The sequence below is a fragment of the uncultured Massilia sp. genome, assembly GCF_913773735.1.
In the GTDB taxonomy this organism is placed as follows: domain Bacteria; phylum Pseudomonadota; class Gammaproteobacteria; order Burkholderiales; family Burkholderiaceae_D; genus Telluria.
On sequence record NZ_CAJYEB010000022.1, the window covers coordinates 88,372 to 100,968 of the forward strand.

Below are 12,597 nucleotides of genomic sequence, written 5' to 3' on the forward strand. Positions count from 1 at the left end.
GTCCGGCGGTGCACGACCATCCGGCCACGCCGAAGTTCGCCCGAACCGCCCGGCGAACGCCATGACGGACCCCAAGCCCGCCCGTGCGAAAGCATGGAAAAATCCCCACTCGTGCCGCGTCGCGGTCAACGGTGAGGAGAGAGCGTGGATAGCGTGCATGGCGTGGATAGTGTGGATGGCCTGCATGGCGCGCAGGGCGCCGGCGACCTGCTGCGGGTGCTGCAGCACGAACATGTCCTGAGCACGGCCCATCGGCCGCTGCGCCTGCGTCTCGCGCACGGCGCCGCGCCGGCCGACGACATCCTGCTGCCGCAGCGCGTGCAGGGCAGCGAGGCCGTCTGCGGCGGCATCGACTACCGGATCGCCTGCCTGGCGGCCAGCCCGGCGCTGCCGCTCAAGGAATTCATCGCGCTGCCGGCCGAGCTGCGCCTGGTCACCGACCGCGGCCAGCTGCGCAGCGTCTGCGGCCTCGTCACCGAGGCGCGCGCCGGCGATTCCGACGGCGGCCTCACGGCCTACGAACTGGTGCTGCGCGACGTCTTCGCCGTCATGGAAAAGCGCACCAACAGCCGCGTGTTCCGCTACCAGAACGAACTCGAGATCGTGCAGGTGCTGTGCGACGAGTGGCGCCACGCCAACGCGCTGCTGGCGGCCGCCTTCGAACTCGAACTCGACCCGCTGTTCGACATGCGCCAGTTCCCGCCGCGCGAACAGACGATGCAGTACAACGAGTCCGACGCCGCGTTCGTGCGCCGCCTGCTGCGCCGGCGCGGCATCGCCTGGACCTTCCGGCCGGGCCGCAGCCGCGCCAGCGCCGTCGACCCGGCGCACGACCGCACGCCGGCGCACACGCTGGTGCTGTTCAACGACCCGAACGGCCTGCCGCGCAATGCCGCGGGGACCGTGCGCTACCACCGCGACAGCGTCGCGGCCGGGCGCGACACCATCTCGTCCTGGACCGGCGCGCGGCGCCTGCAGCCGGGCGCCGTCACCCGCCACAGCTGGGACTACAAGCATCCCGACGGCGCCCAGTTCACGACGGCCGGCGCGCGCGGCGCCGCCGACCAGGGCACGGCCGGCAACCAGGTGGCCGCCACCCTCGACGACTACCTGGTCGAGATGCCCCATGCCGGCAACGACGCCGAGGACCACTGGCGCCTGGGCCAGGTGCGCATGCAGCGCCATGCGCTCGAATCGAAGTGCTTCCATGGCGAGGGCAACGTGCGCGACTTCCGCGCCGGCGAGTATTTCACGCTGGACGGCCACCCCGAGATCGACCGGCACCCGGCGCCGGAGCGCGACTTCGTCATCACCGAACTGCAGGTGGCGGCCGACAACAACCTGCCGCGCGACCTCGATGCGCGCGCGCGCGGCTTGCTGCGCGCGCTGCCGGCCTGGCCGGCGGCACCGTCGGCGGCCATCCCGGCCGCCGGGGCGCCGGCCGCCGGGGCGCCGGCCGGGGAGGGCAGCGCGCGCGTGCAGGTCCGCTTCACGGCCGTGCGCCGCGGCATCCCGATCGTGCCCGCGTTCGATCCGCGCACGGACCTGCCCCATCCGCAGCTGCAAAGCGCGCTCGTGGTCGGCCCGCCGGGCGAGGAAGTGCATTGCGACGAGCTGGGCCGGGTCAAGATCCGCTTCCCCGGCATGCGCGCGCACGACCATGGCCACGCGCACGGCGCCGGCGCGTCCGGTTCGGCATCCGATTCGGCCTGGGTGCGTGTCGCATCCAACTGGGCCGGCAACGGCGCCGGCAGCCGCCACCAGTCCGGCGCGCTGGGCCTGCCGCGCGTCGGCACCGAGGTGCTGGTGGCCTTCCTGGGTGGCGATCCCGACCGGCCGATCGTCCTGGCCCAGCTCTACAACGGCCGCGCCAAGCCGCCGGCCTTCGCCGGCGCCGGCGAGCTGCCGGGCAACCGCTACCTGTCCGGCAGCCGCTCGCGCGAGATCAAGGGCGGACGCGGCAGCCAGCTGCGCTTCGACGACACGCCCGGCGAGATCAGCGCCCAGCTCGCCAGCGACCATGGCACGTCCGAACTCAACCTGGGCTGGCTGGCGCGGCCGCGCAGCGGCGGGACCGGCGCGCCGCGCGGGGAAGGGGCGGAACTGCGCAGCGACGGCGCCGTGGCGGTGCGCGGCGCCCAGGGCGTGCTGCTCAGCGCCGAGCCGAGCCCGCGCGCCGAGGGCGGCCAGCTGGACCGCGCCGGCCTGCTGGGCCTGGCCGAGCTCATGCAGGGCATCCTCGACGAGGTCGGCAAGCTGGCCGACGCGCATGCGGGGGAGCCGAAGGCCGGCGCACCGGCGGCCGGCGCTCCGGCGGCCGGCGCCGCGGCGGCAAGCGCCGCGGCCGAGCCGGCGGGCACGCGCCTGGCCGCGCTGGTCGAGCGCCTGCGGCGCTGGCACGCGGGCAGCAACGTGGCGGAAGGCCAGGCCGGCGGTGGCGAACCGGTGCTGGCCGCCACGGCGCCCGCCGGGATCATCGTGGCCAGCAGCGACAACCTGGCGCTGGGCGCGGCCAGCAAGGTCGACGTGGTCAGCGCCGGCGCGGCCGAGGTCAGCGCCGGCGGCAACCTGTTCCTGCGCGCGGCGCGCGGCGTCAGCATGTTCGCCCATGCGCTGGGGCTGAAACTGACGGCGGCGCGCGGCGACATCGTGATCCACGCGCACCTGGGCAATATCCAGATCCGGTCGGCCGGCCGCATCAGCCTGATCGCGGCCGAGCGCATCGAATTCGACGCCCCGATGGTGCGGGTGAACGCGCCGGGTGCCCAGACCGACTGGGCCAACGGGGTCATCACGCAGCAAAGCAGCGGCAGGCAGGTGCACAAGGCGGCCGAGTTCGTGCAGCTGGGGCCGGGCGGCGCGGCGCCGGCCGGCGTCGACCTGCCGGTATCGCACCTGCACACCGACGAATACGTGGTGCTGGCGCACCAGCAGACCGGCCTGCCGGTGCCCAACCAGCGCTACCGGGCCACGCTGGAGGACGGGCGCGTCGTGACCGGGCGCACCGACGCCCAGGGCCGCACCTCCCTGCTGACCGGTGACATGATCGGCCAGGTCGGCATGGAATTCCTTCCCGACGACGACGCGCCGGCGCCCTGAACCGGCGCCGACCACGACCACGACCACGACCACGAGACCGGAGCGACGCGCATGGCAGATCCGACCCGTCCCTTGCCCAACCTGATCCCGCAACCCGACGGCAGCTGGAGCGGCCGCACGGTGCTGACCCCGACCGCCTTCACCACCCGCGGCAAGTTCACGCTGCCGCCGTCGAAGGTGGTGCCGGTGATCGTCGTGCCGGGCATCATGGGAAGCAATCTGCGGGCGGCCACGAGTCCGAGCAAGCGGGCGAGCCGGGTACTGGACCCTGGCGCCGAGGCCTGGCGGGCGCCGAACGGGACATTCGAAGGGCTGTACGCGGCGCGTGTCTGGAAGGCCCGTGCCCCGGCGCTCAGGCAACAGATCCTCGATCCGGCCACGCTGGAAGTCGACGACCGCGGCGATATCCACCTGCCCCTGGAGGCGCGCACGTATGGCATGTCGGAATCGGAAGTGCGCGAGCGCTGGTGGGGCGAAGTGCACTGGGATTCGTACGGCAACCTGCTGTACGGCCTGCATGTGGGCTTGAACCATACCTTCGACATGGACCCGCTCGACAACGTGCGCGTGCTCTGCCGCCACTGGAAAGATGTCATCGCATGCGACCCCGCGCGCTGGGGCGTGAGAACGATCGAGCGGCTTACCGAGCAGGAACTGGAACGGCACGCCGCCTTCCATTATCCCGTGTACGCCTGCGGGTACAACTGGCTCGAGTCCTGCGGCGCATCGGCCGTCCGCCTGCGCACGCGGATCGAACGCATCATCGCGTTCTGGCGCGAGCGCAAGCGCACGTGCGACCACGTGCTGCTGGTCACGCATTCCATGGGCGGTCTCGTCGCACGCGCCTGTGCCAAGGAGATCCCCGAGCGGATTCTGGGCATTGTCCACGGCGTGATGCCAGCGTTGGGGGCTCCCGTCTGCTACCGTCGAATCGCCTGCGGCACGGAGACGTCGAGTCCGAGCAATGGCGCACTGGCCAACAAGGAGGCCGAGTGCATCGCCGACATCCTTGGCGAACGTCCGGAGGCGACGATGGCGGTGATGGCGACCTCTCCGGGAGCACTGGAACTCCTCCCCAACCACCTGTATCCCCGTCCATGGTTGCACGTGCACACGGTCAGCCGCGTCAACAACAAGGACGTACGACGGCACGTCGTGCAGCTCCCCGCCGGGAATCCCTACGACCTGTATCGCGACATGGACTCCTGGTACCGCCTCGTCGATCCGCGCATGGCGGACCCCGCCGGCAAGTACCTGATGGGGGAGCCCGAGGTGCGAAGGGTCGTCCGGACGGCGATCGCCAGCGCGGAACGGTTCCATTGCCGGACGCTCGATACTTACTATCACCCGAACACGTATGCCTTCTACGGCGCCGATCCCGGGCAAATGGCTTTCGCAAGCGTGCACTGGATCGGCCGCGACCCGGGTGACGGGACCGTATTCACCGAGGCGAACCTGAAGGCGGCATCCTGGCTCGGCTATGCGGCCGCGGGTGGCCGGCGGGTGCGGGTCGAAGGGCGCACCAATCTGCAACTGGTGCCGGCAGGGCAGGATGCGGCGGGCGACGGCACCGTACCGCATCAATCGGGTGCCGGTCCACGGCCACGGGTCAAGCAGCTTTTCGAGATGCGCGGAATCGACCACCAGGGCGCCTTCAACCAGGAAGCCGTGCTGCTGTTGATCCAGCATCTCGTCGCCAAGATCGTCCAGAAGCTGCCATGAAGCGCGCGCGCGACGCAGGGCGACGCAGCCTGCTGCTGGTCGCGGGTGCGCTCGCCGCAGGCGGGCCAGTCGGGTCACCGTCGGACGACGACGCATCGCTGGCCCCATGGGCAGCCATCCCGTCCCGTAGCCGGATGCGCCAGCCATGACGCGGACCAGGAAGATAAGGTGGCGGGAACGCGTCGTTCTCCTGGCAGCCCTGGCTTGTGCGGCAACCTGGGCCGCCGGCCAGTTCCGCAGCATACGGGACAGATCTGAGGTGGCGAACATGACGGAAAACATGAAGACAGTATGCGTCGGACGCTTCCTCGTCGACGTGCCGGCCAACGCAGACATCCGGTTGTCCCACGAGCGCGTGGCCGGATTCGAGATCGACACCGTCGAGGAAAACGAAGCCGCGTTCAGGCAACGTATCGCGGCGCGCGAATCCGATATCGGCGCCCGCGGCCCTGCCACCGACGGCACGGGCGGCATGGTCGAGGCGCGCGACCTGCGCATTGCGGGGATGACCGGACGTACCTTCATGTACGGCTTGAATCGCGGCTACACGATGAAGGGCGACCAGCGCATCGACGATGAGTACGTCTCGGTGGAGGTGCACGGCCACATCGGTGGCCTCAGCTTTTCCCTGTCCGCGAAGTATGGCGACGAAGACCGGGCGCGGCTGGGGGAAGCCATGATGGCGCGCCTGCGCCTGCGCGCCGCGGACGAGATCCCGCCCGACGCCGGCTTTTGCATCTGGCGGGCGATCTTCGTCGAGCCGCTGCCGGTCAGCAAGGCCGAACACGTCGCCCTGCATGTCGGCCTGCCGGCGCATCCCGACGTGGCCCTGACGTTCGCCAGCATGCCCGGCGGCGGCACGACCCCGGATCTCCTGCAGCGCATCGCCGACATCGATGCCGACGCCAGCGCGGACGAATTGCTGCGCGTGACCAAGTTGCGGATCGGAAAGCGCAGCATCAACGGCCTGCCCGGCGACGAAGTGCTCGAGCGGATGCGTGAGCTGAACTTCGCCACGACGTACGCGTTCATGTGGGAGACGCAGGGGGTGGCGGGCGACCCCGTGAAACCCTTCCTCTCCCTCGAACTGCAGGGCGGGATGAGCCCGCGGTCCGGCGGCAAGCCGGTCGACACCAGCCTGCACGAAGATGCCGTACTCGCGTTATGGGACAGGATCTCTTCCAGCATCCGTGTGCGGCCGTCCGGCCCGCCGTCCGTCCCTCCCTCCGAGCCGGAACCGCCGTCGCCCGCACTGGGCACCACCGCGCGGGCGGGCGAGCCCTGTCCCCATTCGGGATGGTGGCGCTGCAACGATGGCGGCCCGGGCCTCGACGTACAGGGCGGCGCGGTCCAGTACGTCCGCAAGGGCGAGCCGCTGCCGCAGGCGTTGTTGCTGCCGCGGCCGACGGTGTGGCAGAAATTGCGCGGCATTCAGCCGAGTATCGAACCGGCGCAGCCGAGCATCTGGAAGCTGGTCGACAAGCGCCAGCGGCCGCGTACGCCAGCAGTCGTCGCGCTGGCGCCTGCGGTGCCGGGCGGGGGCGTGCCGGACGAGGAGGCCGGACGCGGCCGCGCGGCCGCCGTCGGCGACTGCAACCGCACGGGCGAGGCCTGCCCGGCGAGCGGCTGGTGGCGCTGCGAGGAAGCGCATGCCCTCGACGGTGCGCGCTGGTTCCCGCGCGGCAGCCTGCTGCCGGCGGCGACGTTCCTCGTGCCGCGCGGCCTGTTTGGCGGCGCGGCCGGACCGGATGTGATCCAGCGGCGCAGCGCATGGCGCTTGATGCGCCTGGCCGCCGCCGACACCGTGACCTTGCCGTCGAGGCAAGCGCAGGACGATGCGGACCCGACGCCAGCCGGGCCGACGACACCGGCATGATCCACCGATGCGCACGGCAATCCTCGGCTTCGTCGCCGGCGCATTCTGGCTCCAGCACGCCGCAACCCTGCCGCCGGCCTGGCTGCTCGCGCTCGCGCTGCCCTGGTGCGTGGCGATGGCGCTCGCCGGGCGCGGCGCCGCGCGCCTCCGCCACGGCGACGCTCGGGGCCTCGTGCGCGTCGCCAGCGCCGCCCTGGCCGGGCTGGCGCTCGGCTATGCCTGGGCCGCCATCCTCGCGCATGCCGCGCTAGCGCCCCAATTGGACCGGAAGGACGAGGGCCGCGACCTCGACGTCGTCGGCACCGTCGCCAGCCTGCCGTACCGCTTCGACGGCGGCGTGCGCTTCCACTTCGCCGTCGAGACGAGCCTGGCGGCCGATGCGCGGGTGCCGCCGCTCGTCGCGCTGTCCTGGTACGCCGGCCGCGACGGCGCCGCGGCGCCACCGGCGCTGCTGCCCGGCCAGCGCTGGCGCCTCGCGGTGCGCCTGCAGCGGCCGCACGGCAACGCCAACCCGGGCGGCTTCGACTACGAGGCCTGGCTGCTGGGGCAGGGCGTGCGCGCCACCGGCCACGTCCGCACCCGTGGCCCGAACCGCCTGCTCGATGCCTTCGTGGCCAGCGCGCCGGCCGTGGTCGAGCGCTGCCGCGCGCTGCTGCGCGCGCGCATCCTGGCGGCGCTGGATGGACGGGACTACGCCGGCGTGATCGTGGCGCTGGTGATCGGCGACCAGCGCGGCATCGACCAGGCGGACTGGCAGGTGTTCAACCGCACCGGCATCGGCCACCTGGTGTCGATCTCGGGCCTGCACATCACGATGATCGCCGCGCTGGCGGCCATGGGCGCGTCGGCGCTGTGGCGCCGTTCCTTCTTTACCGACGCGCAGCTACCGTTGCTGCTGCCCGCGCACAAGGTGGCGGCGCTGGCCGGCGCCGCCGTGGCGCTGCTGTACGTGCTGCTGGCCGGCTTCGGCGTGCCGGCGCAGCGCACGCTGTACATGCTGGCGGTCGTCGCGCTGGCGCTGTGGCTCGGGCGCCTGAGCGCCGTCACGCACGTGTTGTGCACGGCGCTGTTCCTCGTCGTCCTGCGCGACCCGTGGGCGGTGCTGTGGCCCGGCTTCTGGCTGTCGTTCGGCGCGGTGGCGGCGATCCTGTTCGCCGGCCACGGACGCATCGCGATGCGCGTGCCCGGCCGCCAGCCGCTGCGCGCCGCGCTGCTGGCGGCCGGACGCACGCAGTGGGCCGTGACGCTGGGCCTGGTGCCGCTGACGATGCTGCTGTTCGGCCAGGTGTCGCTGGTGGCGCCGCTGGCGAATGCCTTCGCGATCCCGCTGGTCAGCTTCGTGGTGACGCCGCTGGCGCTGGCCGGCAGCATGGCCCCGGCGCCGCTGTGCGGCTGGATGCTGCAGCTGGCGCACGCCTGCGTGGCCCTGCTGGCGTGGGCGCTGGACGAGCTGGCGGCGCTGCCGGTGGCGGTCTGGCGCGCGCCCGCGCCGCCGGCCTGGGCCTTCCTGCTGGCGCTGGGCGGCACCGCCTGGCTGCTGATGCCGCGCGGCTGGCCGCTGCGCTGGACCGGCGCGCTGGCCTGGCTGCCGCTGCTGGCGGCGCTGCCGGACCGTCCGGCGCCGGGGACGTTCCGGGTGACGGCCTTCGACGTCGGCCAGGGCATGGCGCTGCTGGTCGAGACGCCCGGCCACCGCCTGCTGTACGACACCGGCCCGGCCTATGCGCCCGGCGCCGACGCCGGCAGCCGCGTGATCCTGCCTTACCTGCGCATGCGCGGCATCGCGGCGCTGGACGGCGTCGTCGTCAGCCACGCCGACACCGACCATGCCGGCGGTGCGCTGGCCGTGCTGGGCGAGATCGACAGCGCCTGGGTGGCGTCCTCGCTGGCGGACGCGCATCCGGTCGCGCGCGCGGCGCGGCGCCACCTGCGCTGCGCCGCCGGCCAGCGCTGGGCGTGGGACGGCATCCGCTTCGAGATGCTGCATCCGGCGCCGGACGCCTACGCCGGCGCCGCGGGCCCGGGCAAGGCCAATGCGCTGAGCTGCGTGCTGCGCGTGTCGAACGGCCGGCGCGCGATGCTGCTGGCCGGCGACATCGAGGCGGCCCAGGAAGCGCGCCTGCTGGCGGCGGGCGCCGCGCTGCGCGCCGACGTGCTGCTGGCGCCGCACCACGGCAGCGGCACCTCGTCGACCCCGGCCTTCCTGCAGGCGGTGCGGCCGTCGATCGGCATCTTCCAGGTGGGCTACCGCAACCGCTACCGCCATCCGAAGGCGGAGGTCTACGCGCGCTACGGCGCGCTGGGCATCGCGCGCTGGCGCACCGACGAGGCGGGCGCGCTGCGCATCGAGGCGGGCGCCGCGCCGGACGGCGGCATCGTGGTGCGGTCGTGGCGCCACGACGCGCCGCGCTACTGGCATGGCCGCTGAACGCGCCGGGTGCGTGCGCCGGCCGGGCGCGCCGGTTGAGCGAGCCGGTTGAGCGAGTCTGCCGGGTGCGCCGACCGAGTGCGCCGACCGCGCCCGCCGAGCAAGCGCGCCCGCCGCCGGGCGGGTCGGCGCGCCGATGACGGTCGTGCGGCGCGGCCGCTCAGGCGGCGCGCGCGCTGCGCACGGGCGCGTCCTGGCCGGCCAGCGGCAGCGTGATCGTCACGCGCAGGCCGCCGCCGTCGCGGTTCGCCGCCGCGATGCGCCCGCCGTGGGTCTCGACCACGCGCCGGGCGATGGCCAGGCCCAGGCCGTGGCCGTCGACGTTGTTGCGGGTCGGGTTCGAGCGGAAGAACGGTTCGAACACGTCGCCCAGGTGCGCCTCGGCGATGCCGGGGCCGCGGTCGAGCACCTCGACGTGCACCTGGCCGCCGTCCGGATGGACGACCACGTCGACCTGGCCGTCCGCGCCGCCGTGCTTGACGGCGTTGCGCACGATGTTCTCGACGGCGCTCCACAGCAGGTCGGGCGCGCCGCGTACCGTCACCGGCGTCGGGGCATCGACCGCCACGCGGGCGCCGGCCTCGAAGCGCGCGTCCTCGGCGACCTGGTCGACCATTTCGACGAGGTCGACCGGTTCGAACGCGGGCGGACTCGCGCCGGCGTCCAGGCGGGACAGCGTCAGCAGCTCGCCGACCAGGCGGTCCATGCGCACGCTCTCGCGCTCGATGCGCTCCAGGCTGGGCTGGATCCGCTCGGGCTGCTGGTGCGCCAGGCCGATGGCGGCCTGCAGGCGCGCCAGCGGCGAGCGCAGCTCGTGCGAGACGTCGTGCAGCAGGCGACGCTGGCCCTCCATCAGGCTGCGCAGCTGGGCGCTCATGCGGTCGAAGTCCTGCCCGAGTTCGGCCAGTTCGTCGCCGATCAGGCGCGGCCTGCCGGCGGCGAATTTCGGCGCCAGGTCGCCGGCGGCGGCGGCCTCGAAGGCGTTGCGCAGCGCGCGGATGGGGCGCGAGAAGTACCAGGCCAGCAGCGCCGCGAACAGCAGGCTGGCCAGCGTGGCGGCGACGATCGGCAGCCAGCGGCCGACGTGGTGGCCCAGTTCCGGCGGCATGCCGAACCAGCCCGGCGCCCGGCGCGGACCGCCGCCCACCGCCGGGCCGGGAGGGCCGCCGGGGCCGGCGAAGGGTCCGGCGAAGGGTCCGGGACCCGGGCCGCCCATGCCCATGCCCGGCGGCGGCCCGGGCAGGCGCGGCGCGCGCGACGCGAAGGCGACGTAGCGGCGGCCGTCCGGGCCGGCGAGGTGCGCGACCGCCTGGGACGGCCCGGCGCCGGCGAGGCTGCGCTCGACTTCCTCGCGCAGCTTGGCCGGCACGGTGCGGTCCAGCAGTTCGTGGCCCTGTTCGTCGAGGACGTACAGGCGCATGCGGCGGCTGGTGCCGACCAGTTCGCGCAGCGCGTCGACGCCGCCGTGCCTGAGCGTGGCGCGGGCGGCGTCCATCATGATGGTCGCGGGCGGACTGGCGTCGAGCGTCGGTTCGCTGGCGCGCTGGCGCGCCTGGTCGCGCAGCCACAGCGTGCCGCCGATGCCGATCGTCGCCGCCACCTGGGCGAGCAGGATCGACAGGAAGAACTTCCAGAACAGCCGGCCCATCGTCACTCGCGGATCAGCTGGTAGCCGAGCCGGTACACGGTCTGCAGGCAGGAACGGCCGTCGGACAGCGTGCCGAGCTTGTGGCGCAGGCTGCTCAGGTGGACGTCGATGTTGCGGTCGAAGCGCGCCAGCGGGCGCCCCAGGCCCTGTTCGGACAGGTCGTTCTTGCTCACCGGCCGGCCGGCGTTGCGCGCCAGAACCTCGAGCAGGTTGAATTCGGTGCTGGTCAGTTCCAGCGCCTGGCCGTCCCAGGTCGCGCGGCGTTGTTCCGGCAGCATGGTCAGCTTGCCGACCGTGAGCGTGATGCCGGGACCGTCGTTGCCGCTGCCCTGGGTGCGGCGCAGGATCGCGCGCACGCGCGCCGTCAGCTCGCGCGGCGTGCAGGGCTTGGTGACGTAGTCGTCGGCGCCCAGTTCCAGGCCGAGGATGCGGTCGGCGTCGTCGCCGCGGCCGGTCAGCATGAGGATGGGCATGCGGCTGGCGGCGCGGATGCGGCGCAGCGTCTCGATGCCGTTCATGCGCGGCATCATCACGTCGAGCACGGCGATCGCGTACTGGCCGCTGAGGGCCTCGCGCGCGCCGGTCTCGCCGTCGTGGGCGCAGGAGACCCGAAAGCCCTCCTGTTCCATGTATTCGGAAAACATGCCGACCAGTTCGGCGTCGTCGTCGATGAGCAGGACTTGGTTCATGCTCGCATCTTAGCAAAGGCGGGCGCCGCGGGGGACGGCCCGGCGCCCGCCTTTACGCCGATTTACACCGACGCGACACCGCTTTACATCGCGCCGCCCGAGAATGCGCTCTCCGATTCAGAAAGGATGACCACGATGACTCTCGCTCGCCCCCTGGCGGCCGCGCTGCTGGCCGCATCGTTCGCCGCGGCCCTTGCCGCAGGCCTTCCCGCGCACGCCGCGCCCGGCGCCACGCCTGCCGACGCCGCGCCGCCTCCGGCAGGCTTCGACCCCCACGGTGGCCCCGACGGCGGTCCCCACGGCGCTCCCTATGGCGGCCCCGGCGCCTTCGGCGGACCGGGATGGGACGGACCCGGCCCGGGCATGCCGTTCGGCCACCTGCACGGACTGGCCTTGTCGGAAGCCCAGCAGGACAAGCTGTTCGCCATCCTGCACGCCCAGGCGCCGCAGCGCCGCGACCAGCAGAAGGCGGTGCGCAAGGCCGCCGACGGCTTGCGCGAACTGGGCCGCGCCGAGCGCTTCGACGAGGCGCGGGCGGCGGCGCTGTCGCGCGACCTCGGCCAGGCCGTGGCCGCCGAGGCGCTGCTGCGCGCCCGCACCGAAGCCCAGGTGCTGGCCGTGCTGACGCCGGAGCAACGCGCCGCGCTGCGCCAGCGCCGCGAACGTGGTCCGCGCGGCGACCAGTCCGCAGCGCGACGCCCGTAGTCCCGTGGTCGCCAGCAGCGCAGCGCACCAGGAGCATCCCATGCGATTCCACCGCGACCACGACGCCGGACAGGGCCGTGACGACAGCGACAGCGGCCATGACCACCACCGTGGCCTGCAGTCCGGCGTCCCGTGCCTGCTGGCGTCCGGCCGTGACCCATGCGCGTCGTCGCGCTGGCTGGTCGCCGGCATCCCGGAGGCGACGGCCGGCCCGTGCCCGGGCGAGGGCGGGGGCGAGGGCAGCCACCGCCGCGCCGCCGGCGTCGCCAGCGCGCCGGCGCCGTCGGGCAGCGTGCGCGGCGGCATCCGCGCCGGCATGGCGCCGTCGATCGGCGGAGTGATGGGTTCGGCCATCCAAGCCTCCACGGTCGCGCCGGCCGTAGGTGTTTCCCTCTAATAGCGGTTCGCGGACGTGACGGCGGCATTACAA

At 73.3% G+C, this 12,597-nt stretch carries 8 protein-coding genes; 6 read left to right on the top strand and 2 right to left on the bottom strand.

Annotated elements, in window-relative coordinates; translation table 11 throughout:
* Nucleotides 1-144 precede the first annotated feature (144 nt).
* The 4 genes from QZ749_RS09170 (at nucleotide 145) to QZ749_RS09185 (ending at nucleotide 9,125) form a co-directional block, all read left to right on the top strand.
* Nucleotides 145-3,099: a type VI secretion system Vgr family protein gene (locus tag QZ749_RS09170; protein ID WP_296945699.1), complete on the top strand. Its 2,955-nt coding sequence runs from the start codon at nucleotides 145-147 to the stop codon at nucleotides 3,097-3,099.
* A 51-nt stretch (nucleotides 3,100-3,150) separates the two neighbouring features.
* Nucleotides 3,151-4,821 (top strand): triacylglycerol lipase, encoded by a 1,671-nt coding sequence (locus tag QZ749_RS09175; protein ID WP_296945701.1) that lies wholly within the window; start codon nucleotides 3,151-3,153, stop codon nucleotides 4,819-4,821.
* Between the two features lie 268 nt (nucleotides 4,822-5,089).
* Nucleotides 5,090-6,697: a T6SS immunity protein Tli4 family protein gene (locus QZ749_RS09180; RefSeq protein WP_296945702.1), complete on the top strand. Its 1,608-nt coding sequence runs from the start codon at nucleotides 5,090-5,092 to the stop codon at nucleotides 6,695-6,697.
* Between the two features lie 7 nt (nucleotides 6,698-6,704).
* Entirely contained in the window at nucleotides 6,705-9,125 is a 2,421-nt protein-coding gene (locus QZ749_RS09185; RefSeq protein ID WP_296945703.1) for a DNA internalization-related competence protein ComEC/Rec2, read from the top strand.
* Between the two features lie 160 nt (nucleotides 9,126-9,285).
* Here the strand turns inward: QZ749_RS09185 and QZ749_RS09190 are convergent, their stop codons facing one another.
* Both QZ749_RS09190 and QZ749_RS09195 read right to left on the bottom strand, forming a co-directional pair.
* Entirely contained in the window at nucleotides 9,286-10,773 is a 1,488-nt protein-coding gene (locus QZ749_RS09190; protein WP_296945704.1) for a cell wall metabolism sensor histidine kinase WalK, read from the bottom strand.
* Nucleotides 10,774-10,775: 2 nt separating this feature from the next.
* A complete protein-coding gene (locus QZ749_RS09195; protein WP_296945706.1) occupies nucleotides 10,776-11,462 on the bottom strand; it encodes a response regulator transcription factor in 687 nt (228 codons plus the stop codon).
* A gap of 135 nt (nucleotides 11,463-11,597) precedes the next feature.
* On the opposite strand from QZ749_RS09195, the gene QZ749_RS09200 reads away from it, so the two are divergent.
* Together QZ749_RS09200 and QZ749_RS09205 are read left to right on the top strand one after the other, a co-directional pair.
* Nucleotides 11,598-12,167 (top strand): Spy/CpxP family protein refolding chaperone, encoded by a 570-nt coding sequence (locus QZ749_RS09200; protein ID WP_296945708.1) that lies wholly within the window; start codon nucleotides 11,598-11,600, stop codon nucleotides 12,165-12,167.
* Between the two features lie 40 nt (nucleotides 12,168-12,207).
* Complete coding sequence (locus QZ749_RS09205) at nucleotides 12,208-12,564, top strand: hypothetical protein (protein WP_296945710.1); 357 nt, start codon at nucleotides 12,208-12,210, stop codon at nucleotides 12,562-12,564.
* Nucleotides 12,565-12,597 lie beyond the last annotated feature (33 nt).